Genomic DNA, 23,916 nt, shown 5'->3' on the forward strand with positions numbered 1-23,916 from the left:
CATTTGCGCAGCTGGAGTCCAAATTTCAAAGGGCTGCGCAGACGCGCTAAATAATTGAAGGTGCTATCGAAAAACGGGATTATCCTGATTTATTGCAAAGCGCCAGCTCCCGCCCCGGGCCAGGACGCTCCCGTCGTTGGCAAAGGCAGAAGTCATGACCACCACTCCCGATCGCTCGATACCTCCTAAAGAGCGAAAGACCCTGCGCCCCAGTACCCTGGACTTTCCGGTGGTGGGCATTGGCGCGTCGGCGGGCGGCCTGCAAGCCATCAAGCTTTTCTTCGAAAACATGCCTCATGACAACCGCATGGCGTTCGTGATCATTCTTCATCTCTCCCCCGATCACCAGAGCATCGCCGACAGGATCATCCAGGAATCGACGCAGATGCCGGTGCTGCAAGTCACCGAAACGGTGTCCATCGAGAAAAACCACGTTTACGTCATTTCACCGGCGCAACGCCTGTCGATGAACGATGGCTTTCTTGAAGTCAGCGCCTGCGAGACGCGGGAAAGCCGCCATGCCTCGATTGATTTGTTCTTCCGCGACCTGGCGGATGTGCACCGGGAACGGGCTTTCTGCGTAGTGCTGTCCGGCACCGGTTCCGACGGCGCTGTCGGCCTGTCGCGAATCAAGGAACAGGGCGGCGTCGCGCTGGCCCAGGCGCCGGAAGACGCCGAGTTCGACGGCATGCCTCGCGCCGCCATCGACACCCGTATGGTTGACCTGGTCCTGCCGGTGGTTGAAATGCCGCAAAAGCTGCTGGAGCTGTGGCGCAACTCCCAGGAAATCAGTTTGCCCACCCCCAACGACCCCGAATTACAGACCATTGCTGCCGTTTCCGAACGCGAAGCGCTGGTGGCCGAACAAATGCTGCACGACATTCTTATTCAGTTGCGCACCGGCACCGGCCATGATTTCAAGCACTACAAACGCGCCACGGTATTGCGCCGGATCGAACGGCGGATGCAGGTCACGGCCCAGCCGGACCTCGCGGCCTACTATCGTTACCTGCAAGACAATCCGGAAGAAACCAAGGCCCTGCTCGGCGACATGCTGATCGGCGTGACCAACTTTTTCCGCGACCGCGAAGCCTTCGAAGCGCTGGAGCGCGATGTCGTGCCGCAACTGGTCAGCGCCGCCGTGTCAGCGCAACCCGAGAAGGAAGAAATCCGGGTCTGGTCCGCCGGCTGCTCCACCGGTGAGGAAGCCTACAGCCTGGCCATGTTGCTCAGCGACCAGTTGCAACTGGACGCCAGCGCGGCGTCGATGCAGCTGTTTGCCACCGACATTGACGAACGCGCCATCAGCGTCGGCCGTGCCGGGGTGTATCCGCAAGCGATCGTGACCGACGTGCCGCCAACGCGACTGCGGCATTACTTCCTCAAGGAAGACGATCACTATCGGATCCGCAAGGAAATCCGCGAAAAGGTCCTGTTCGCCAAACACAGCCTGCTGTCCGATCCGCCGTTCTCGCAGATCGACCTGATTGTGTGCCGCAACCTGCTGATCTATCTGGATCGCGAAGTGCAGCGTGAAATCCTGCAGATGTTCCACTTCGCCCTGCGACCGGGCGGTTTCCTGTTTCTCGGTTCTTCCGAAAGTGCCGACGCGTGTCATGAACTGTTCGCCCCGGCGGACAAACGCAACCGGATCTTCCGCGCCAAGACCGGCACCGCCAACAGCCGTCGCACCCCGACTATGCCCCGCGGCGGCTACGTGCGGACCAATGTTTCCCAGCAGCCTGCGCAAAGCAGCGTGCAGCGCAAACTGTCTTTCGCTGATATCCATCAACGTGCCATAGAGCAGTCCGCGCCACCGAGCGTGATCGTCGATGCCAACGCCGACATCCTGCACATGAGTGAAAGTGCCGGGCGCTTCCTGCGACATGTCGGTGGCGAGCTGTCGCGCAACCTGCTGACACTGATCCTGCCGGAACTGCGCCTGGAACTGCGCACCACACTGTTCCAGGTCCAGCAGAACGCGCTGTCGGTCAAATCCCGGGAGGTGCCGATCAAGCGAGATGAGCGGCGTTACCTGATCAATCTGGTCGTTCATCCCTACAAGGACGAAGGCTCGGACAGCGAGTACGCGCTGGTGATTTTCGAGGAGGTCGAAATCGACCCTTCAGAACTGGCGGCGACCACCGTGCTGCAGAACGAAAACCAGGTGCTGTCCAACCTCGAACGCGAACTGCAACGCACCAAGCTGCATTTGCAGGACACCATCGAACAGTCGGAAATTTCCAGCGAAGAACTCAAGGCCTCCAACGAGGAAATGCAGGCGATCAACGAAGAACTGCGCTCGGCCACCGAAGAACTGGAAACCAGCAAGGAAGAGCTGCAGTCGATCAACGAAGAATTGCTGACGGTCAATTTCGAGCTGAAAACCAAGGTCGAAGAAACCGACAAGATCAACGATTACCTGACCAACCTGATCGCCTCCACCGACATTGCCACCGTGTTTGTCGACCGTGCCATGCGCATCAAGTGGTTCACCCCGCGTGCCACCGACATCTTCAGCATGTTGCCGGTGGATACCGGACGTTCCCTGCTCGATATCACCCATCGCCTGGATTACGACAACCTGGCCGGTGACGCGGCGCTGGTGTTCGAATCGCTGAACATGATCGAACGCGAAGTCAGCAGCTCCGACAACCGCTGGTACATCGCCCGACTGTTGCCTTATCGCTCCAGCGAAGACCACATCGACGGCACCGTGCTGACCTTCATCGACATCACCAAGCGTCGGGCCGCCGAAGAAGAGCTGCGCCTGGGCGAAGAGCGCATGCGCCTGGTCGCCGAAAGCACCCGCGACTACGCGATCATCACCCTCGATGAACAGGGTGTGATCACCAGTTGGAACAAAGGCGCGGAGTTGATTTTCGGCTACAACAAGGCCGAGGCCGAAGGCGCTTACTACGACTTCATTTTCTCCGCCGAGGACCGAGCGGCGGGTGTGCCGGAAAACGAATTGCTGGCCGTGCGCAACCATGGCCGCAGCGAAGATGAACGCTGGCATCTGCACAAGGATGGCAGCCGCTTCTATTGCAGCGGCGAAGTGACCCTGCTCAGCGGCGACAACCTCAAAGGCTATGTGAAAATTGCCCGGGACCTGACCGGCCACAAACGCCAGCACGAAGCACAGAGCCAGGAATTGGCCGAAACCCGCAACACCAATTACCTCAAGGATGAGTTCTTCGCGGTCATGTCCCATGAACTCAAACATCCGCTGAACCTGATCCAGCTCAACGCCGAACTGCTGCGGCGCTTGCCGGTGACCAAGTCGTTGGCTCCGGCCGCCAAGGCGGTCAACACTATTTGCGACGCGGTCAACAGCCAGGCGCGGATCATCGACGACCTGCTGGATGTGGCCCGGGTCCGGACCGGCAAGCTCAAGTTGCAACCGGTCGCCGTCGACCTCGCCAGTGTGCTGCGCGATGTCTACACCGTCGTGCTCAATGACCAGCATGACGTCACCGTCGAACTGTTGCTGCCAGCCGATGCGTTATGGGTCCAGGCCGACCCGACGCGCCTTGAGCAAATCATCTGGAACCTGGTAAACAACGCCCTGAAATTCACCCCGCCCAAAGGCCGCGTGCAATTGATCGCCAGCCAGTCCGGGGCCATGGTGCGGCTGGACATCAAAGACAACGGCGCCGGCATCGCCCCGGAAAACCTCGAGCATGTCTTTGACCTGTTCAGCCAGGCTGAAAAACAACACATCACTCACAACCGTGAAGGGCTGGGAATTGGCCTGTCGCTGGTACGGCAGTTGGCCGAGGCGCAACGCGGTACGGTCGAGGTGAGCTCTGCCGGGGTAGGCACGGGCTGTACGTTCACCGTCTACTTGCCACTGGCCACGACCCATGGCGAAGCACAGCCCGTCGCGGGCGTCGAGGATGCTTCCGGAAGACTCAGCGGGTTGACGATCCTGTTGGTGGACGACTCCGCAGACGTGCTGGAAACCCTGAAAATGCTGCTGGAGATGGAAGATGCGCAAGTGATTGCCTTTGACCGGCCCGTGGCAGCGCTGGACGCGGCGAAAAGCACCCGGTTCGACCTGATCATCTCGGACCTCGGCATGCCGATCATGAACGGCCACGAGCTGATGAGCGCACTGCGTCAGTTGCCGCTCGCGAGGGATGTCCCGGCCATCGCCCTGACTGGCTACGGCACCAGCAGCGACATTCAGAAGTCGCGGCAATCTGGCTTTGACCAGCACATCGGCAAACCGGTGTCCTACGATGACCTGATCAGCACCATCGAGACCCTGCGACGCCAACGCTGAGTCGCGCTCAGTTCAGATAGTCGCGCTGCACACAGGCGCGCCAGTCGATCGCCTGCCTGAGTCGTTCCTTGTGAGCGGTCCAGACCGTGGGATCAACCCTGGTGGAGCGCATCAATACGAGCATGGCCTCCTTGGCGGCCAGATACTCTGACCAGGCATCCTCAGACCTGAGCTTCAAGCGTTCACGCTCGGTCATCTCCATTCGGCGCAACGCGATGACCGACTCATCGGTGATCACCGGCCCCAACGTCAGTTGCACCCGGTGCGGCGCGACGAACGCCTGAGTGTCCGCCACAATCTCCCTCGCCCGCTGGGTCCCCCACTTCAATGCTGCGCAGTAAGGCTCACCGACGTTGCGGTCATGATGTTCCTCGCAAATCGGCCAGCCATCAGCGCCGTAGACACCTAAAAAAACCTGGGTAACCCCTTCAACACTGACCCGCGCATGCACCTCGATCTGCACACCGTTGCCCAGCACCTCTTCGTGAGTGTGCAGAGGCAGTCGCATGTTGGTCCATAACCAGAATTGGGCGCCTCTGCGTCGCATCGATTTCGCTCCTTGAGTTGTCTCTGGAGTAAGGCACAGCAATGGGCGTCTTTCCAATGTTGGTCGTCGGGTGATTGCCCATGAAAAAGCCCCGCCGGATGCAGGATCCTGGCGGGGCTTTTTTGTCAGCCGAAGGGCTGGAATTTGATGGTGTCCCAGGGCAGGTTCGAACTGCCAACCTTCCCCTTAGGAGGGGGATGCTCTATCCAATTGAGCTACTGAGACACAAGTCGTCCGCGAGAAAACGCGGTGCGATGGACGGCGTGCATGTTAACGGGCGGGTCTGCGTTTGTCATGTCGTCCTTAGCGCTTTTTAAGTGTAGGCAGGCGCCCCTCGACTGCGAGAGATTTGTTTACCGTGCAAATTGCATCACCGCAAAAAGCCATCATTGCAAATTGCAATGATGGCACTTCTGATGAATACCCTAATTTGTTGTTTTTAAAGGATTTAATAGGCGTTAAACTCTTGGCACGTCGGGTGCTTTAGCTGTTCTCAAAGAACAACGGAGGCCAGCCTCATGAACAGCGCCCTTTTACTCTCGAACGCGATCGCTCTGGCGGTCTTGCTGGGTTTTCACTTTTCCCCCGAGAGCGGCGCCGAGCCGGTCGCCCAACGCATGCCCCATTACCTTCAAGTACAGAGGGCGCCGCAATTGGCAGTGCTGAGTGATCAGCACGGCTTTGTCAGTCAGGAAGTGAGCCAGGAAAATATCCTGCTGCCGGCGCAATCTTCACAACGCCTGGTATTTTGAACAATCCCCTTCAGGAGCACAGCATGTCCAAATCAGCCGCAGGATTTTTCGTCCTTGCCCTACTGAGCGGCATTCTTCATTTGTCACTGGTCCAGGACTCGATTGTCACCCTGCCCCTGATTGCCTGCGGTGTTTTCAGTGCGCTGTTCGTGCTGGCGCTGGTCGCTGGGCGCAAGATCAAGTTTGATCCGGTCTTGCGCTGACGCGCAACAGACTCAACAGACGGGCAGCACAACGCGCAGCTGCCCTCTCGTAATCATCCGCCGCCTCCCCCTTCGAAGCGTTTCGCCTGCAGACGCTCAAGTAAATCAGTCTGCCATCCATCCTGAAATAGCCCTTATGCCGTGGTTGCCACTAGTAAATCGGCCATTTGCCACTATCCTGTAAAGGTAAGGAATCGTGATCGACTCCGCATAGCATGTACCTTCAGGTGTCTTCGGACATTACCTGTCGGGCTACAGGACGCGGCCAGAGAGGCGGATGGAGCAGACTTTTCAAACCAGTCCGCATTTCTGATAATTGGTGCTGGCATAACGCCGGCATCCGGTTCAATATTTGTCACAGAATTGACGCCAATGAACTGGCTTCTTTGAGGCATGATGCGAGCCTCTATCAATTCAGGTTGAACATTTGGCCAGAGTCCTTGTCCTATCAGACATCGTGCGGCCAATCCCGAGAACCGCTCCCCTGAACTAACCGGTTAAATATATGCGCCCATTGAAACAGGCAATTTATTCCAGCCGTACGGCTGACAAGTTCGTCGTACGTCTGCCAGACGGAATGCGTGAACGCATTGCCGAGGTGGCTCGCAATCATCATCGCAGCATGAACTCCGAAATCATTGCGCGCCTTGAGCAGAGTCTTATTCAGGAAGGCGCGCTGGGCGAAGAGTTGAGCATGCGCCTGGACAGCCCGGAGCTGTCACTGCACGAACGCGAACTGCTGCAACGCTTCCGCCAACTTTCCCATCGCCAGCAAAACGCACTCGTTTCGCTGATTGCCCATGACGCCGAAATGGCCGCAGACGCTTCCTGATTCATCCGAAAGCTCAAGCCAGCTAATTGCTGGCTTTTTTTTGCCTGAAATTCAGGCAAAAAAAACCCGCCGATGGCGGGTTTTTTTACGTCTGGAAATCAGAGCAGGAAGATAGTCGCCAGTCCCAGGAAGATGAAGAAGCCGCCACTGTCGGTCATGGCGGTAATCATCACACTGGCACCCATCGCCGGATCGCGCCCCATCTTCGCCAGGGTCATGGGAATCAACACCCCCATCAGCGCCGCCAGCAACAGGTTAAGCGTCATGGCCGCGGTCATCACCACGCCCAGCGACCAACTGCCATACAGCATGTAGGCGACAACACCGATCACCCCGCCCCACACCAGACCATTGATCAGGCCAACGGCCAATTCCTTGCGCATCAGGCGCGACGTGTTGCCGGTGCTCACCTGGTCCAGCGCCATGGCGCGAACGATCATGGTGATGGTCTGGTTACCCGAGTTGCCACCGATACCCGCTACGATCGGCATCAATGCCGCGAGCGCCACCAGCTTCTCGATCGAACCTTCGAACAAACCGATCACGCGGGAGGCAATGAACGCGGTGATCAGGTTCACCGCCAGCCAGGCCCAGCGGTTACGCAGGGATTTCCAGACCGACGCGAAAATATCTTCTTCTTCCCGCAGACCCGCCATGTTGAGAACTTCGTTTTCGCTCTCTTCACGAATCAGGTCGACCATTTCATCGATGGTCAGACGGCCGATCAGCTTGCCGTTCTTGTCGACCACAGGCGCCGAAATCAAGTCGTAACGTTCGAACGCCTGTGCGGCATCGTAGGCGTCTTCGTCCGGGTGAAAACTCACCGGGTCGCTGGCCATGACTTCCGAAACCTGTTTTTCCGGGTCATTGACCAGCAGACGCTTGATTGGCAACACGCCCTTGAGCACGCCGTCGTAATCGACCACAAACAGTTTGTCGGTGTGGCCCGGCAGCTCCTTGAGGCGACGCAGGTAACGCAATACCACTTCGAGACTGACATCCTCACGGATCGTCACCATCTCGAAGTCCATCAGCGCACCGACCTGCTCCTCGTCATAGGACAACGCGGAGCGAACGCGCTCACGCTGTTGACCGTCGAGGGTTTCCATCAGCTCGTGGACGACGTCTCGCGGCAGCTCGGAGGCCAGGTCAGCCAGTTCGTCGGCATCCATGTCCTTGGCGGCAGCCAGGAGTTCATGATCGTCCATGTCGGCGATCAGGGTTTCACGAACCGAGTCGGAGACTTCAAGCAGGATGTCGCCGTCGCGATCAGCCTTGACCAGTTGCCAGAGCGTCAGACGATCGTCCAGCGGCAAGGCTTCAAGAATGTAGGCGACGTCGGCGGAGTGCAGGTCATCGAGCTTGCGCTGCAGCTCGACCAGGTTCTGCCGGTGAACCAGGTTCTCGACCCGGTCGTGATGCGGGCCTTCCTGACGATGAGTCAGGTCTTCGACCACCCGCTGACGCTGCAACAGCTCAACGACTTGAGCGAGGCGGTCCTGCAGGCTTTCTTGCGTTTTCTTTACTTCAACTTCAGACATAGGCGAACTCCACTCCCAGCAGCGGGGCACGCCGGAAGGATCAATCAGTCAATTCATGATTGGAAAAACGGTTTACTGAGTTACTACTGGGTAAGTCCATGGAGGTATTCCACAAGCCCCGGCGGGGCTGACGGGCGCAATGATACACCGCCCGACGGTTTTAAACGTTAAAAAATCTCGGCTGAAACAAGCGCTTGCGAGACAAACCTGAGCGCCATCCTGATCCATGAAAATGCGACGACTCATTCTGAAAAGAAAACACACCACCCCTGAAAAATGTAACGGCTACCCTGAGTCAGACCGTCATGGAGGACGTTTGATGCTATTGAATGCACAGTATTTTTTGCTGATCGCCCTGCTCTGCCTGCCGCTCGAGGCATTTGCTGCAACCGTTCACCGATGCGAAGCAGCCAATGGTCGCATCACCTTCACCACATTGAGCTGTGGGGCCGGTGACAGCCTTTCGCTGCAGGAAGTGCGCACCTTTACTCCCGGCACCGCGGTAGCCCTTATGCCGGAAGCAGACACGCATGAAACATCGGGTATGAAAATCAAAAGGAGGGAGCCGACAGTCGTCGGCCAGGCCGAGGACAAATGCGGGAACGTGATTAATGCGCGGGAGCGACGGGAAGCAATCATCAATCAACGGGTGGTTGCCGGCATGAGTCAGCAGGATGTCGAAAGCGCACTCGGCAAGCCCGACAAGGTCACTGTTCGCAATTCGGCCACAAGCTATCGTTACGACACCAAGCGGGGTCGCAGTGCTCACGTCGAGTTCGATGAGAAAGGATGCACCAAGGGAAAAGCCAAAACCCAGACGGCAAAAAGCCCGCGTTAAACGCGGGCTTTTTGGTGTTTGGTGCACTCGACAGGATTCGAACCTGTGACCGCTCGGTTCGTAGCCGAGTACTCTATCCAGCTGAGCTACGAGTGCATTTGTGGTTTTATACCAGATCACAACTGGTTGAAGCCAAGTCATTCACATTACTGCAAACAACTCTTAAATGGTGCACTCGACAGGATTCGAACCTGTGACCGCTCGGTTCGTAGCCGAGTACTCTATCCAGCTGAGCTACGAGTGCATTTGTTGCCGCGCATTATAGGCCGTTTAATCTCTATGTAAAGCGCTTTTTTCTAGTAATTTCAACAACTTACCGAAGAAGCCAGATTACAACGTACTACGCAAATAATGGCGGAGAACGGGGGATTCGAACCCCCGACACCCTTTTGAGGTGTACTCCCTTAGCAGGGGAGCGCCTTCGGCCACTCGGCCAGCTCTCCGCAACACGGGGCGTATATTAACCAGCTTCTTCCCCGTTTGCAAACATAAAAAACGATAAAAATTAATGGCTTGGTTCTTCGTCCTTCTCTTTCTTTATACGCAGGTAAATTTCCTCACGGTGGACCGCAACCTCTTTCGGGGCGTTGACACCGATACGCACTTGATTTCCTTTGACGCCGAGCACGGTCACGGTGATTTCGCCATCACCAATAATCAGGCTTTCTGCGCACCGACGAGTCAGAATCAGCATACCTTTCTCCTCACGCATTTCATTTCAGGGACAACAGTCTGCAAAAAAAAGGCACTCGACCTACAACCTGAGCGGTCGCAGCCCTACATGCCTGAGTATTGACCAGCGCGAGCAAAAGAACAGCCTCGGGTCGCGCCATTCAAAAAAACAAAGGGCGCGGTCAGACCGCGCCCTTTGGCAAACGCATCACTCGCCCTGGCGGGCCGGTGCGTCCAGTTCGAAAGCCGTGTGCAGTGCGCGCACAGCCAGTTCCAGGTACTTCTCTTCGATCACCACGGAAACCTTGATTTCCGAGGTCGAGATCATCTGGATGTTGATGCTTTCTTTCGCAAGGGATTCGAACATGCGGCTGGCCACGCCTGCGTGGGAACGCATGCCGACGCCGACGATCGAGACCTTGGCGATCTTGATGTCGCCAACCACTTCACGGGCACCGATCTCGCGAGCGGTGTTTTCCAGCACGGTTTGCGCGGCCTGGAAGTCATTGCGGTGCACGGTGAAGGTGAAGTCGGTGGTGTTATCGTGCGCAACGTTCTGCACGATCATGTCGACTTCGATGTTCGCGGCGCTGATCGGGCCGAGAATCTTGAAGGCAACGCCCGGGATGTCTGGCACGCCACGGATGGTCAGCTTGGCTTCATCGCGGTTGAAAGCGATACCGGAAATGATCGGCTGTTCCATGGTTTCCTCTTCATCAATAGTAATGAGGGTGCCCGGACCCTCCTTGAAGCTGTGCAGTACGCGCAGCGGAACGTTGTACTTGCCGGCGAACTCGACCGCACGGATCTGCAACACCTTGGAACCGAGGCTGGCCATTTCCAGCATCTCTTCGAAGGTGATCTTGTCCAGGCGCTGGGCCACGGACACCACACGCGGGTCGGTGGTATAGACGCCGTCGACGTCGGTGTAGATCTGGCATTCGTCAGCCTTCAGGGCTGCCGCCAGCGCCACGCCGGTGGTGTCGGAACCGCCACGACCGAGGGTGGTGATGTTGCCGTGCTCGTCGACGCCCTGGAAACCGGCGACAACCACCACGCGACCTGCTTTCAGATCACCGCGAATCTTCTGGTCATCAATCTGCAAGATACGCGCTTTATTGTGCGCACTGTCCGTCAGAATCCGCACCTGGTTGCCGGTGTAGGACACCGCTGGCACGCCGCGCTTGATCAGCGCCATGGCCAACAGGGCAATCGTCACCTGCTCACCGGTGGAAACGATCACGTCCAGCTCACGTGGAACCGGCTGGCCGTCGCCACTGATTTGCTTGGCCAGATCGATCAGACGGTTGGTTTCGCCGCTCATTGCAGACAGCACAACCACCAGGTCATCGCCGGCATCGCGGAATTTCTTAACCTTGTCGGCGACCTGCTCGATTCTCTCGACAGTGCCGACCGAGGTGCCTCCAAATTTCTGTACGATCAAAGCCATTTCAAAGCCGCCTCTGCCCATGAAGGGCGCCCAAATAATCACTCAAACAGCGTTCCGGCCCGCCACTGGACAGCGGGCCGGAGACACTGCCTTATAGACCCTGCTCTACAAATGGAACGGTCAGGGCCAATGCGGCATCCAGTGCGCCAGCGTCAGTACCACCGCCCTGCGCCATGTCCGGACGACCACCGCCCTTCCCGCCCACTGCCGCAGCGGCTTGCTTCATCAAATCACCGGCTTTGAGTTGGCCAGTCAGGTCTTTGGTTACGCCTGCAACCAGAACGACCTTTTCCTCATGGACACTGCCGAGCAGGATCACTGCGCGGCCGAGTTTGTTTTTCAGTTGATCGACCAGCGCCAGCAGCGCCTTGCCATCCTGACCGTCCAGACGCACGGCCAGCACTTTCACGCCTTTGACGTCCAGGGCAGAGGCCGACAGATCGTCGCCCGCCGCACTGGCTGCCTTGGCTTGCAACTGCTCGAGTTGCTTCTCCAGCAGACGGTTGCGCTCCAGCACAGCCGACAGCTTGTCGATCAGGTTGTCGCGGCTGCCCTTGACCAGGTTGGCCGCTTCCTTGAGTTGTTCTTCAGCAGCGTTCAAGTATGCCAGCGCTGCGGCGCCGGTGACCGCTTCGATACGACGCACGCCGGAGGCCACACCGCCTTCGCTGATGATTTTCAGCAGGCCGATGTCGCCGGTACGGTTGGCGTGGATACCGCCACACAGTTCAACGGAGAAATCACCGCCCATGCTCAGCACGCGCACGTTGTCGCCGTACTTCTCGCCGAACAGCGCCATCGCGCCTTTCTGCTTGGCGGTTTCGATGTCGGTTTCTTCGGTCTCAACGGCGGAGTTCTTGCGAATCTCGGCGTTGACGATATCTTCCAGCGCCTTCAACTGCTCAGGCTTGATGGCTTCGAAGTGGCTGAAGTCGAAGCGCAGGCGCTGACTGTCGACCAGCGAGCCTTTCTGCTGAACGTGATCGCCCAGCACTTTACGCAGCGCGGCGTGCAGCAAGTGAGTGGCCGAGTGGTTCAACGAAGTGGCGTGACGGACGTCGGCTTCAACGTGGGTTTCAACCGGGGCGCCGATCAACAGGCTGCCCGAAGCCAGTACGCCGTGGTGCAGGAACGCGCCGCCGGTCTTGGTGGTGTCGCGCACGTCGAAACGGCCGTTGCTCGATTGCAGATAACCGCAATCGCCGATCTGACCACCGGATTCAGCGTAGAACGGAGTCTGATCGAGAACGACCACGCCCTCTTCGCCTTCACTGAGAACGTCGACCGATTGCCCATCTTTATAGAGAGCAACGACTTTCGCCGAACCGCTGGTGGCTTTGTAACCGGTAAATTCGGTGGCCACGTCAACCTTGACCAGGCTGTTGTAGTCCATGCCGAACGAGCTGGCCGAACGCGCACGGACGCGTTGGGCTTCCATTTCGCGCTCGAAGCCTTCTTCGTCGATGGTCAGGCTGCGCTCGCGAGCGATGTCGCCGGTCAGGTCCATCGGGAAGCCGTAGGTGTCGTAGAGTTTGAACACAACGTCGCCCGGCACCACGTCGCCTTTGAGTTCGGCCAGATCCTGCTCGAGGATTTTCAGGCCCTGCTCCAGGGTTTTGGCGAACTGCTCTTCTTCGGCTTTCAGGACGCGCTCGATGTGCGCCTGCTGGGATTTCAGCTCCGGGAAGGCTTCGCCCATCTCGGCAACCAGGGCCGCAACGATCTGGTAGAAGAAGCTGCCCTTGGCGCCCAGTTTGTTGCCGTGACGGCAGGCGCGACGGATGATCCGGCGCAGCACATAGCCGCGGCCTTCGTTGGACGGCAGCACGCCGTCGGCAATCAGGAAACCGCAGGAGCGAATGTGGTCGGCGACGACTTTCAGGGAAGCCTGTGCGTCGTTGGTGCAACCGATGGCCTTGGCCGATGCGCTCAGCAGGCTCTGGAACAGGTCGATTTCATAGTTCGAGTGAACGTGCTGCAGCACGGCACTGATCCGCTCCAGGCCCATGCCGGTGTCGACCGACGGTGCTGGCAGCGGGTGCAACACGCCATCGGCGGTGCGGTTGAACTGCATGAACACGTTGTTCCAGATTTCGATGTAACGGTCGCCGTCTTCTTCCGGCGAGCCCGGTGGGCCGCCCCAGATGTCGGCGCCGTGATCGTAGAAAATCTCGGTGCAAGGGCCGCACGGGCCGGTATCGCCCATGGTCCAGAAGTTGTCGGACGCGTAGGGCGCGCCTTTGTTGTCGCCGATGCGAACCATGCGCTCGGCGGGAACGCCGATTTCCTTGGTCCAGATGTCGTACGCCTCGTCATCGCTGGCGTAGACGGTGACCCAGAGCTTTTCTTTCGGCAGGTTCAGCCACTTCTCGGAGGTCAGGAAGTTCCAGGCGTAGGTGATCGCATCGCGCTTGAAGTAATCACCGAAGCTGAAGTTACCCAGCATTTCGAAGAAGGTGTGGTGACGGGCGGTATAACCGACGTTTTCCAGGTCGTTGTGCTTGCCGCCGGCGCGCACGCATTTCTGGCTGGAGACGGCGCGGGTGTACGCGCGCTTTTCCTGGCCCAGGAAGCAGTCCTTGAACTGGTTCATCCCCGCGTTAGTGAACAGCAGGGTTGGATCGTTGCCCGGAATCAAAGAGCTGGAGGCTACACGGGTGTGGCCTTGCTCTTCGAAGAAGCGAAGGAAGGCTTCACGGATTTCTGCGCTTTTCATTAGGTTCTTCCACGGAGGCTGCGGCCAAAGGCCTGTGCGAAACGTCAACAGACGAAGCGACGGCAAAGGGCCGCATTATATCGGCCCAGCGCGCGGGGTACAGCGTGTTTATACGATAGAAACGGTCAATTGGACGGCTAACGCGGTCAGTTGCGCGAAAACTCGACGAATGTCGCGATGACTTGCTCGATTTGCGCGCGGCTGACGTCCATGTGCGTGACCATTCTAAGGCGACTGGCCGCGCTCAGCTTGATCCCGCGCTCGGCGGCAAAGGCTTTGATCGCCTCGGCCTTATCGCCCATTTGCACATAAACCATGTTGGTCTGCACCGGCTCGACGCTGTAACCGGCGTTGCGTAACCCTTCGGCCAAAAACTGTGCATTGGCGTGGTCGTCGGCCAGACGGTGAATGTTTTTATCCAGGGCGTACAAACCTGCCGCCGCCAGAATACCGGCCTGACGCATGCCACCGCCGACCATCTTGCGCAGGCGCCGCGCCTTGCCGATCAGTTCCACCGAGCCGCACAGCACCGAACCGACCGGTGCGCCCAGGCCTTTGGACAGGCAGACCGAGACCGAATCGAAATACTGGGTGATTTCACGGGCATCGACCCCCAGTTTGACGGCGGCGTTATACAGGCGAGCGCCATCCAGGTGCAGGGCCAGACCGTGTTCACGGGTGAAGCTGTGGGCTCGGGCCAGGTATTCCAGCGGCAAAACCTTGCCCTGCATGGTGTTTTCCAGCGCCAGCAAGCGGGTGCGAGCGAAATGGAAGTCGTCCGGCTTGATCGCTGCAGCGACCTGTTCCAGATCCAGAGAGCCATCGGCCTGCACTTCCAGCGGCTGAGGCTGGATCGATCCGAGCACCGCCGCACCGCCACCTTCGTACTTATAGGTGTGGGCCTGCTGGCCGACGATGTACTCGTCACCGCGTTCGCAGTGGGCCATCAGGCCCAGCAGATTGCTCATGGTGCCTGTCGGGACGAACAACGCAGCGGCAAAACCCAGTCGTTGTGCCAGCACTTCCTCCAGACGATTGACCGTCGGATCTTCGCCGTAGACGTCGTCACCGGTGGCCGCGTTGGCCATCGCGTGGAGCATCCCTGAGGTCGGTTGGGTGACGGTGTCGCTGCGAAGATCGATAACGCTCATGAATCTGGCCTCGGTAAGCAGGGGAAAATCCCTTTCAGGTAGGAGTTACTGCGGTCATCCCGACAAATAATCAACCCTTGGGCAGGAAAAGCCTGCCTGATCCGACGAAAAAGTCGATAGCAATCATCAGATAGCAGCAATGCACAGGTGAGAAATATGTGTTAAAAACGCTGCGCCGCCAAACATTCTGGCGGCAAAACGTTCTCAGGGCGGGGTGCAACTCCCCACCGGCGGTAATTGCGCGCAATGCGCATAGCCCGCGAGCGCTTGGCGACAGTACGGCTTCGGCGGTGACTGGCGACAAGGTCAGCAGACCCGGTGTGATCCCGGGGCCGACGGTCATAGTCCGGATGAAGAGAGAACGGGATTGGCGCCAAAGGGCCGTCCGCGGGCATTCGTGCGAGCGTGCGTACCCTTAAATCCCATTCGATTCATATGCCCTGTTTTTTACATAAACAGGAGTCAGAACATGCAACCCACTGCAATCGACAGCAAAAGCAAAAACCATCAGGGCGAGCGCGTTGCGTTCATCCAGGCCTGCTGGCACAAGGAAATCGTCGACCAGAGCCGTAAAGGCTTCGTCGCTGAAATGATTGCCCAGGGTTATCAGGAATCGGACATCGACTTCTTCGAAGTCGGCGGCGCCTTTGAAATGCCACTGCACGCCAAGTTGCTGGCCAAGACCGGGCGTTATGCCGGTATCGTCGCGGCCGCCCTGGTGGTGGATGGCGGAATCTACCGTCATGAGTTCGTGGCCCAGTCAGTCGTCAGCGGCCTGATGCAGGTTCAACTGGAAACCGAAGTGCCGGTGTTCTCGGTTTCCCTGACCCCGCACCACTTCCATGCCGGTGAAGAACTACATCATAAGTTCTTCTTCGATCACTTCGTGCACAAAGGCCAGGAAGCGGCGAAGACGTGTGCGGATACGCTGCACAAGATCCGCGCGTTGCGCCGCAGCGAGCCGCGTGCGGTAGCCGTCTAAACCCGAAACCCTGTGGGAGCGGGCTTGCCCGCGATAGCGGTGTGTCAGTCACCATCGTTATCGACTGACAGTCCGCTATCGCGGGCAAGCCCGCTCCCACAAGTATTTATGTCGGATTTGAGTCCAGGTCAGCCGAGGTTTTCGTCGGTGGTCGGCACGATCAGGATGCCGGCGCGCAGGCCGTTTTTCACCTTGGGGTTCGGGAAGATGATCCGGGCGCCCTCCTCCTCGATGATCCAGCGGGTCTGGGCGATGTCTTCGGCCAGCAGATAACCCACGTCCAGTTCCGAAAAGTTTTCGATATCCGCCGGCAGGTTCAAGCGGAAATTGTCGCTGTGCTTGATGATTTCCCGCGCCACACTGAACAACTGCAAACCATCCAGCGATGCTTCGGTCATTTCCGGCTCGGTGCCTTCGATGATTTGTTTGAGGCGGGTTTCCAGCAATGAGACGTTAACGCCATCGTTCTGCCCGAACGGCCGCGCCTTGCCCAATTCCAGGGTGAAAGACTCGGCACCGAGCTTGTCGTAGGTGTAGGAACTGAAAACGATGGACGGCTTGTTTTGCAGCAGCACCGCTTCCATGCCGGCGGCACGCAAGCGAGCCAATTCCACACGTGAATGCTGGCGATCTTCTTTCCACGGATACAAGGCAAACTGCTCGATCTTCGAGCCCCGAATCGCGGTGTGCAGGTCGTAGTGCAGACGTTCACGATCCGGCAGGCTGAAAAAGCTCGCCGCCAACCGCTCCAGCTCACAGGCGCGCAGGGCTTCGGATCCGCTGGTTTGTTCGTGACGGCCGTTGAACAGCCGGTTGACGTCCTGCTCGATGAAACGCTCGCCCTTGCGAATCGCTTCCGGGTTACCGAACAGGAACAGAATGCGTGCGCGCGGCTTCAAGTCGCCGCGGGCGATGTCATGCAACAGGCGATCAAGCAACTCGATCGGCGCTGTTTCGTTGCCATGGATCCCGGCTGACAGCAGCAGGTCCAGGCCATTGTCACGAGCTTCAGGTGGCCGGACTTCCAGCGCACCTTCGCTCAACCAGCGCATCCGCACGCCTTCGACAGTCAGTTGAGTCTTCTCCGCCGGTTCGCGGCCGGCGAGGGTCAGTTCAAGCAGTTTGCCGAGGGCGAGCATAGAGCGGTTTCCTTAGTGGTCGTGTGCGCAATCCGGGCCGTGCACGTGGTCTTCGTCACCGACTTCAGCCGGTTCCATTTCCAGTTGCAGACTTACCAGATTAGTCGCCAATGGGCGCAGCAGCAGGTTTGCGTATTCAGCGTCACCTTCTTCGACGTCCACGCCGATCAGCAGTTGGCCACGGCCATCCTGCTGAATCCACAGCTCTTTGCCTTGCCACAGGACCGCGACGCGGGTGCAGGAGGTTTCCAGTTGCGTGCCGTCGGTGTCTTCAAGGATCAGCTGCAGGGTATCGCTCATGTGTTTTACGCTCTCGACGTTCAATTGATCTGGAATGGATAAACCGCGCCCAGTTTAAGGATTTGCGTCAGTTCATCCAGTGCCGTCCGGCACTCAAGCAGCAATTGCGGGTCCGCTAGATCGTTTTCGGTCATGCGGTCGCGGTAGTGCTTGTCGACCCATTCGGTCAACGTGCCGTACAACGGTGCCGTCATGATAACCCCTGGGTTGACGGCCGCCAGTTCGGTTTCATTCAGTGCGACGCGCAAGCGCAGGCACGCCGGGCCACCGCCGTTCTGCATGCTTTGCTTGAGGTCGAAGACTTTGACTTCGCGGATCAGGCCGCCAGAGCTGGTCAACCCTTGCAGGTATTGCCAGACGCGCTCGTTGCCACGGCATTCTTCCGGCACGATCAACAGCATCGAGCCGTCAGGACGCGACAGCAGCTGGCTGTTGAACAGGTAGGAACGCACCGCATCTTCCACGGTGACCGCCGAGCGCGGCACGCAGATCGACTGGAAATTCCCGCCGACCTTGGCCAGTTTGCCTTGCAGCTCGGCGAGCATCTGTTCGGTGTCGAGGAACGCATCCTCGTGATAGAACAGCACTTCGCCATTACCCACCGCGATCACGTCGTTGTGGAACACGCCCTGATCGATCACCGAAGGGTTCTGCTGGGCGTAGACCACGCCGTCGTCGCTCAAGCCGTGCAGACGGGCAACGGCTTGCGAGGCTTCGAGCGTCTGGCGCGCCGGGTACTTCTGCGGCGCTGGATAGCGGGTGTCGAACGCGCTGCGACCGAACACGAAGAACTCGACGCCGGCTTCACCGTATTCACGGCAGAAACGGGTGTGGTTGGCCGCGCCTTCGTCACCGAACTGCGCCACCGCCGGCAACGCGGCGTGGTGAGCGAAGTGCTTCTGGTCAGCGAACATTGCGCCCAGCACGCGGCTGGTGGTCGGGTGCTCGATGCTCCGGTGGTATTTGCAGTTGAGGTTGGCGGCGGTGAAATGCACGCGACCGTCGGCGGTGTCGGCACTCGGGCTGACCGTGGCGGCATTGGCCACCCACATGCTCGAGGCCGAGCAACTGGCGACCAGCAGCGGCATGGCTTCCTTGGCGGCTCGCTCGATCACTTGCGCGTCGGTGCCGCTGAAGCCCAGTCGGCGCAAAGCCGCGACGTCAGGGCGCTCTTGTGGCGCCAGCACGCCTTGCTGAAAGCCCATTTCCATCAGCGATTTCATTTTCGCCAGGCCTTGCAGCGCGGCTTCCTTCGGGTTCGAAGACTGCTGGCTGTTGCTCTGGGACGCGACGTTGCCGTAGGACAGGCCGCCGTAGTTATGGGTCGGCCCCACTAGACCGTCAAAATTGACTTCATAGGATTTCATCAGCGAGGCTCCACGAGAATCTGTTGTTATAGGCATCTGGTAACTATTCAGTAAGACCGAGGCGCGGCCTTCGCGAGCAAGCCCGCTCCCACATTGGAATGCATTTCCCTGTGGGAGCGGGCGTGCTCGCGAATGGGCGTTACGCCATCTTCACGCCAGGCGTCAGGGCTGCTGGCAATGTCAGGCTCGGCGTTTCCAGCGATGCCACCGGGTACGCGCAGTAATCCGCCGCGTAGTAAGCACTGGCGCGATGGTTGCCCGAGGCACCGACGCCGCCGAACGGAGCGCTGCTCGCCGCACCGGTCAGCTGTTTGTTCCAGTTGACGATACCGGCACGGCTTTCCAGCCAGAACTGCTGATAACGCGCTTCGGAATCCGACAGCAGACCGGCCGCCAGGCCATAGTCGGTGTCGTTGGCTTCAGCGATCGCCGCTTCAAAATCAGCGTAGCGGATCACTTGCAGCAGCGGACCGAACAGCTCTTCGTCAGGACGATCGGCGACTGCCGTCACGTCCAGAATGCCCGGGGTCAGCAACGCGGCTTGCGCCTGTGGCTGAGTCATTTCCAGCAGCGCCACGGCGCCGTTGTCCAGCAGATGTTCCTGCGCATCCATCAAGGCTTTCGCAGCACCGAGGGAAATCACCGAGCCCATGAACGGCGCCGGTTGCTGATCGAAAGCACCGACTTCGATCGTCGAGCTGACCGCCACCAGACGCGCCAGCAGCGTGTCGCCCCAGGCGCCCTGCGGCACCAGCAAGCGGCGCGCACAGGTGCAACGCTGACCGGCGGAGATGAACGCCGACTGAATGATGGTGTAAACGGCTGCATCAAGGTCCGCCACTTCGTCGACCACCAGCGGATTATTACCGCCCATCTCCAGCGCCAGGATCTTGTCCGGACGACCGGCGAACTGCTGGTGCAAGTGATTGCCGGTGCGACTCGAACCGGTGAAGAACAGCCCGTCGATGCCCGGGTTCGCCGCCAGGGCGATACCGGTTTCACGGGCACCTTGCAGCAGGTTCAACACGCCTGCCGGCAAACCGGCTTCGATCCAGCACTTGACCGTCAGCTCGGCGACTTTCGGCGTCAGTTCGCTCGGCTTGAACAGCACGCTGTTACCGGCCAGCAGCGCCGGCACGATGTGACCGTTCGGCAAGTGGCCCGGGAAGTTGTAAGGACCGAACACCGCGACCACGCCATGCGGCTTGTGGCGCAAGACGGCGGTGGCGTCGCCCAGCGGGCCGCTCTTCTCGCCGGTGCGTTCACGGTAGCTCTGCACCGAGATCGCAATCTTGTTGACCATGCTGGTCACTTCCGTCGCCGATTCCCACAGCGGTTTACCGGTTTCTTCACCGATGCAACGGGCCAGTTCGTCAGCGTTGTTTTTCAACGCAGCAGCGAAAGCCTCCAGCACGCTGATGCGCTCATCCAGCGTACGACGGGCCCAGCCCGGAAACGCCTGACGCGCCGCTTGCACGGCCGATTCAACCTGAGCGGCGGTAGCACCCTCGCCGGTCCACAGCACTTGCTGGGTCACCGGGTTCAACGACTGGAAGGCGTCACCCTGACCGGCCAGCCATTCACCTGCGATGTATAGCGAATTCATTATTTCGACTCCCGAGCAGCAGACAACGGAACGGCGCGAACCTGATCGCCGGCGTTGAGTTGAAGACGTTTGGCGGTCAGCGGATCGACCACCAGAGTGCCGGCGGCGAAGCGTGCTGGCGCGGCAGTGATCCGGCAGTCTTCGCGCTTGCGGTTGTGAATCAGGAACGGCGTGGCATCGTCACCCGGCGTGCCAACGGCCAACACCAGCGCCTGGCTGTCGCGTACCGCGCGGATCTTGCCGGTTTCGCATTCCACCGCCGGGCCGGCGTCGAAGATGTCGACGTAGCCTTGGTAGCTGAAACCTTCGCTCTTGAGCATCGACAGCGCCGGCTCGGTGTCAGGGTGAACCTGACCGATCACGTTGCGCGCATCCGGCGACAGGAAGCAGGTGTACAGCGGGAATTTCGGCATCAGTTCGGCAATGAACGCCTTGTTGCCCACGCCGGTCAGGTAATCGGCCTGGCTGAACTCCATCTTGAAGAAGTGCCGACCCAGGCTTTCCCAGAACGGCGAACGCCCGGCTTCGTCGGACACACCGCGCATCTCGGCGATGATCTTGTTGCCGAACAGTTGCGGGAATTCGGCGATGAACAGCATCCGCGCCTTGGCCAGCATGCGACCGTTGAGGCCCGTGCGGTAATCGGCGTGCAGGAACAGCGAGCACAGTTCGGAGTTGCCGGTCAGGTCGTTGGCCAGGAACAGCGTCGGGATTTCGCGATAGATGTTCAGCTCTTGGGAAGCGCTGACCGTCAGGCCCACCCGGAAGTTGTACCAGGGCTCACGCAGACCGACGGCGCCGGCAATGGCGGAAATCCCCACCACGCGACCATCGTCGTCTTCGAGCACGAACAGGTAATCTGCGTCGCCCCGCCCGGCTTCGCCGCGAAAGGTCTTCTCGGCCCAGCCGACCCGATGGGCCAGACGCTCTTCGTTGGCCGGCAAGGTGGTCAGGCCGGTGCCGGTGCTGCGGGCCAGGTCGATCAGAGCGGGTAAATCGCTGCTGCGTACGGGACGAACGATCATGCTATCTCCTCAAACGGGCCGCCAACGCCACCCGCGAAACTTCGCTGCTTTCTAGACAATCAAACCGCTACAAGGCGCACGCTGGCACCTTCACCGACGCCCAGGGCTTCGGCTGCTTCCAGGTCCAGGGTCACGGGTTTGCCCGGCGCGTAATCGAGCTCGAGCAATACCGCGCGGTAATCCTGCAACTGGGCATTGGCGACCAGGTACTGACGACCGGCGCCTTTGACCGACTCACCGATTTTCACCGGAACCACACGGCTCTGGGCGATCGAACGGATCCCCGAAACACGTGCATGCAGGGTCGGGCCGCCGTCGAAAATGTCGATGTAGTGATCGGTCTCGAAGCCTTCGCGCATCAGGATGTCGAAGGTGATCTGCGCCCGTGGATGCACCTGGCCCATCGCTTCTTGCGCGGAGTCCGGCAGCAGCGGCACGTAGATCGGGTAATGCGGCATCAGCTCGGCGAGGAAGGTCCGGCTCTTCAGACCGCACAGACGCTCGGCTTCAGCGTAGTTGAGGTCGAAGAAGTTGCGGCCGATGGCATCCCAGAACGGCGAGTCGCCGTTTTCGTCGCTGTAACCGACGATCTCGGTCACCACGGAATCGGCAAAGCGCTCCGGGTGGCTGGCGACGAACAGCAAGCGACCACGGGAGTTGAGTTCGGCCCAAGGCGAACCCACCAGCTCGCGCTGCACGTAGAAACTGGTCAGCAAGCTGTTGCCGGTCAGGTCGTGGCACTGGGAGAGCACGTGGATCTTGTTGTGAATCTTCAGCTCGCGGGAAGCGTGGACGAAGGTTTCATTGCGGAAGCTGTAGAACGGCTCCGAATAACCGGCCGACGCCACGATGGCCGAACAGCCCACCAGTTTGCCGGTGGCGGAGTCTTCGAGGACGAAGAAATAGCTCTCTTCACCGTTGAAGCTGACTTCGGCGGAGAACGACGCTTCGCTCGCGGCGATCTTGTCGCTCAGGCGTTCAACGTCATCCGGCAAGGAAGTGACACCAATCGGGCTGTCCGCAGCCAGACGCTGTACCTCGCCCAGATCAGCCATTTGCGCGGGGCGCATCACCAGCATGGTGTCACTCCTTTCTCATACTCTTTGAGGAAAATAGCCGGGCTCTTGTAGGAGCGAGGCTTGCCCGCGAAGGCGGCGTGTCAGCCGATGATGATGGTGGCTGACACGCCGCCTTCGCGGGCAAGCCTCGCTCCTACAGAAGAGCGGGTCCGGCATAAAAATTTGGATCGACGCCTGAAAATGTCAGGCGTCGAAGGGTCTATCAGGCTTGCGTCAGTTTCGCCGCAGCGCGTTCGAAACGGTCCAGACCTTCGTCGATGTCCGCGTCTTCCACCACCAGGCTTGGCGCAAAACGCACCACGTCCGGTCCGGCTTGCAGGACCATCAGGCCTTCACGCTCGGCGGCGTTGAAGATGTCCTTGGCCTTGCCTTTCCAGGCATCGCTCAGCACGCAACCGATCAACAGGCCCATGCCGCGGACCTTGGTGAACAGGCCGTATTTCTCGCCGATCTGCTCCAGGCGGGCCTTGAACTTGTCGTGCTTGGCGTTGACGCCGGCCAGCACTTCAGGGGTGTTGATTACGTCGATCACCGCTTCGGCGACTGCACACGCCAGCGGGTTGCCGCCGTACGTGGTGCCGTGGGTGCCGACGACCAAGTGTTTGGCCAGGTCTTCGGTGGTCAGCATTGCCGCGATCGGGAAACCGCCGCCCAGGCTCTTGGCGCTGGTCAGGATGTCCGGGATCACGCCGTATTGCTGGTAGGCGAACAGCTTGCCGGTACGGCCCATGCCGGTCTGCACTTCGTCGAAGATCAGCAGCGCGTTATGCGCGGTGCAGAGGTCACGGGCGCCTTGCAGGTATTCGAGTTCGGCCGGGATGACACCGCTTTCGCCCTGGATCGGCTCCAGCACCACGGCGCAAGTCTTGTCGGAAATGGCGGCTTTCAGCGCGGCCAGATCGTTGTACGGCACGTGGGTGATGCCGGTGATTTTCGGACCGAAACCATCGGAATACTTCGACTGACCACCGACGTTCACAGTGAACAGGGTGCGGCCGTGGAAGCTGTTGAGCGCGGCGATGATTTCGTACTTCTCGCTGCCGAAACGGTCGAAACCGACACGACGGGCCAGCTTGAACGCGGCCTCGTTGGCTTCGGCGCCGGAGTTGCAGAAGAACGCACGCTCGGCAAAGGTCGCGTTGATCAGCTTGTGTGCCAGGCGCAGGGCCGGCTCATTGGTGAACACGTTGGACACGTGCCACAGCTTGTTCGCCTGCTCGGTCAAGGCACCGACCAGCGCCGGGTGCGCGTGGCCCAATACGTTAACGGCAATCCCGCCGGCGAAGTCGATCAGCTCGCGACCGGACTGGTCCCAAACGCGGGAACCGGCGCCACGCACAGGAATGAAGGCGGCAGGCGAATAGTTGGGAACCATTACCTGATCGAAATCGGCGCGTTCTACCGCAGCGTGCTCAACGGACATCGGAG

General features: G+C 59.4%; 19 protein-coding genes, 4 tRNA genes and 1 riboswitch. Of the genes, 6 read left to right on the top strand and 17 right to left on the bottom strand.

What is annotated here, in order from left to right:
* Positions 1-154 precede the first annotated feature (154 nt).
* Positions 155-4,288, top strand: coding sequence for a CheR family methyltransferase (locus J2Y86_RS10790; RefSeq protein WP_253430813.1), 4,134 nt, complete (start codon positions 155-157; stop codon positions 4,286-4,288).
* A gap of 7 nt (positions 4,289-4,295) precedes the next feature.
* Here the strand turns inward: J2Y86_RS10790 and J2Y86_RS10795 are convergent, their stop codons facing one another.
* Both J2Y86_RS10795 and J2Y86_RS10800 read right to left on the bottom strand, forming a co-directional pair.
* Positions 4,296-4,835, bottom strand: a complete 540-nt coding sequence (locus tag J2Y86_RS10795) for a hypothetical protein (protein WP_253430816.1) — start codon at positions 4,833-4,835, stop codon at positions 4,296-4,298.
* A 148-nt stretch (positions 4,836-4,983) separates the two neighbouring features.
* Positions 4,984-5,060 (bottom strand) — tRNA-Arg (locus tag J2Y86_RS10800).
* Between the two features lie 293 nt (positions 5,061-5,353).
* Here J2Y86_RS10800 and J2Y86_RS10805 point away from each other — a divergent pair.
* The 3 genes from J2Y86_RS10805 (at position 5,354) to J2Y86_RS10815 (ending at position 6,622) form a co-directional block, all read left to right on the top strand.
* Entirely contained in the window at positions 5,354-5,587 is a 234-nt protein-coding gene (locus tag J2Y86_RS10805; RefSeq protein WP_253430819.1) for a hypothetical protein, read from the top strand.
* Between the two features lie 23 nt (positions 5,588-5,610).
* Complete coding sequence (locus J2Y86_RS10810) at positions 5,611-5,790, top strand: PA3371 family protein (RefSeq protein WP_253430822.1); 180 nt, start codon at positions 5,611-5,613, stop codon at positions 5,788-5,790.
* A gap of 505 nt (positions 5,791-6,295) precedes the next feature.
* Positions 6,296-6,622: an Arc family DNA-binding protein gene (locus tag J2Y86_RS10815; RefSeq protein WP_003178899.1), complete on the top strand. Its 327-nt coding sequence runs from the start codon at positions 6,296-6,298 to the stop codon at positions 6,620-6,622.
* A 98-nt stretch (positions 6,623-6,720) separates the two neighbouring features.
* Here the strand turns inward: J2Y86_RS10815 and mgtE are convergent, their stop codons facing one another.
* The gene (gene mgtE / locus J2Y86_RS10820) at positions 6,721-8,163 is read right to left on the bottom strand and encodes a magnesium transporter (RefSeq protein WP_214377984.1); all 1,443 of its coding nucleotides are present in this window, start codon (positions 8,161-8,163) and stop codon (positions 6,721-6,723) included.
* Between the two features lie 319 nt (positions 8,164-8,482).
* Here mgtE and J2Y86_RS10825 point away from each other — a divergent pair, with 319 nt between their 5' ends.
* Entirely contained in the window at positions 8,483-9,001 is a 519-nt protein-coding gene (locus tag J2Y86_RS10825) for a cell envelope protein SmpA (RefSeq protein WP_253430825.1), read from the top strand.
* A gap of 19 nt (positions 9,002-9,020) precedes the next feature.
* On the opposite strand, the gene J2Y86_RS10830 is transcribed toward J2Y86_RS10825, so the two are convergent.
* The 7 genes from J2Y86_RS10830 to ltaE all read right to left on the bottom strand — a co-directional run bounded on the left by J2Y86_RS10830 (position 9,021) and on the right by ltaE (position 14,990).
* Positions 9,021-9,097, bottom strand: a tRNA-Arg gene (locus J2Y86_RS10830).
* Positions 9,098-9,168: 71 nt separating this feature from the next.
* Positions 9,169-9,245, bottom strand: a tRNA-Arg gene (locus J2Y86_RS10835).
* Between the two features lie 108 nt (positions 9,246-9,353).
* Positions 9,354-9,444, bottom strand: a tRNA-Ser gene (locus J2Y86_RS10840).
* 62 nt (positions 9,445-9,506) lie between these two features.
* On the bottom strand, positions 9,507-9,695 hold the full coding sequence (gene csrA, locus J2Y86_RS10845) for a carbon storage regulator CsrA (protein ID WP_002554426.1): 189 nt from the start codon (positions 9,693-9,695) through the stop codon (positions 9,507-9,509).
* A gap of 186 nt (positions 9,696-9,881) precedes the next feature.
* Positions 9,882-11,123, bottom strand: coding sequence for an aspartate kinase (locus J2Y86_RS10850; protein WP_253430828.1), 1,242 nt, complete (start codon positions 11,121-11,123; stop codon positions 9,882-9,884).
* Between the two features lie 91 nt (positions 11,124-11,214).
* Positions 11,215-13,839, bottom strand: a complete 2,625-nt coding sequence (gene alaS / locus J2Y86_RS10855) for an alanine--tRNA ligase (protein ID WP_253430831.1) — start codon at positions 13,837-13,839, stop codon at positions 11,215-11,217.
* A 146-nt stretch (positions 13,840-13,985) separates the two neighbouring features.
* The gene (gene ltaE / locus J2Y86_RS10860) at positions 13,986-14,990 is read right to left on the bottom strand and encodes a low-specificity L-threonine aldolase (RefSeq protein ID WP_253430834.1); all 1,005 of its coding nucleotides are present in this window, start codon (positions 14,988-14,990) and stop codon (positions 13,986-13,988) included.
* 196 nt (positions 14,991-15,186) lie between these two features.
* A riboswitch (FMN riboswitch) is annotated at positions 15,187-15,357 on the top strand.
* A 102-nt stretch (positions 15,358-15,459) separates the two neighbouring features.
* Here ltaE and J2Y86_RS10865 point away from each other — a divergent pair.
* Positions 15,460-15,972 carry a 6,7-dimethyl-8-ribityllumazine synthase gene (locus tag J2Y86_RS10865; protein WP_253430838.1) on the top strand — a complete coding sequence of 171 codons (513 nt, stop codon included), beginning with the start codon at positions 15,460-15,462 and terminating at the stop codon, positions 15,970-15,972.
* Between the two features lie 128 nt (positions 15,973-16,100).
* On the opposite strand, the gene astE is transcribed toward J2Y86_RS10865, so the two are convergent.
* The 7 genes from astE to J2Y86_RS10900 all read right to left on the bottom strand — a co-directional run bounded on the left by astE (position 16,101) and on the right by J2Y86_RS10900 (position 23,911).
* Positions 16,101-17,111, bottom strand: coding sequence for a succinylglutamate desuccinylase (gene astE, locus J2Y86_RS10870; protein WP_253430841.1), 1,011 nt, complete (start codon positions 17,109-17,111; stop codon positions 16,101-16,103).
* Between the two features lie 12 nt (positions 17,112-17,123).
* Positions 17,124-17,411: a hypothetical protein gene (locus tag J2Y86_RS10875; protein ID WP_010457234.1), complete on the bottom strand. Its 288-nt coding sequence runs from the start codon at positions 17,409-17,411 to the stop codon at positions 17,124-17,126.
* Between the two features lie 20 nt (positions 17,412-17,431).
* Complete coding sequence (astB, locus tag J2Y86_RS10880) at positions 17,432-18,778, bottom strand: N-succinylarginine dihydrolase (protein WP_253430843.1); 1,347 nt, start codon at positions 18,776-18,778, stop codon at positions 17,432-17,434.
* Positions 18,779-18,917: 139 nt separating this feature from the next.
* A complete protein-coding gene (gene astD / locus J2Y86_RS10885; RefSeq protein WP_253440213.1) occupies positions 18,918-20,387 on the bottom strand; it encodes a succinylglutamate-semialdehyde dehydrogenase in 1,470 nt (489 codons plus the stop codon).
* Positions 20,384-21,409, bottom strand: a complete 1,026-nt coding sequence (gene astA / locus J2Y86_RS10890; RefSeq protein WP_253430846.1) for an arginine N-succinyltransferase — start codon at positions 21,407-21,409, stop codon at positions 20,384-20,386. Before astA ends, astD begins: the two co-directional genes overlap by 4 nt.
* 59 nt (positions 21,410-21,468) lie before the next feature.
* Positions 21,469-22,488 carry an arginine/ornithine succinyltransferase subunit alpha gene (aruF, locus tag J2Y86_RS10895; RefSeq protein ID WP_253430850.1) on the bottom strand — a complete coding sequence of 340 codons (1,020 nt, stop codon included), beginning with the start codon at positions 22,486-22,488 and terminating at the stop codon, positions 21,469-21,471.
* Positions 22,489-22,690: 202 nt separating this feature from the next.
* Positions 22,691-23,911, bottom strand: a complete 1,221-nt coding sequence (locus tag J2Y86_RS10900) for an aspartate aminotransferase family protein (RefSeq protein ID WP_253430855.1) — start codon at positions 23,909-23,911, stop codon at positions 22,691-22,693.
* Positions 23,912-23,916 lie beyond the last annotated feature (5 nt).

Origin of the sequence: Pseudomonas migulae, assembly GCF_024169315.1 — a bacterium.
Classification (GTDB): domain Bacteria; phylum Pseudomonadota; class Gammaproteobacteria; order Pseudomonadales; family Pseudomonadaceae; genus Aquipseudomonas; species Aquipseudomonas migulae_B.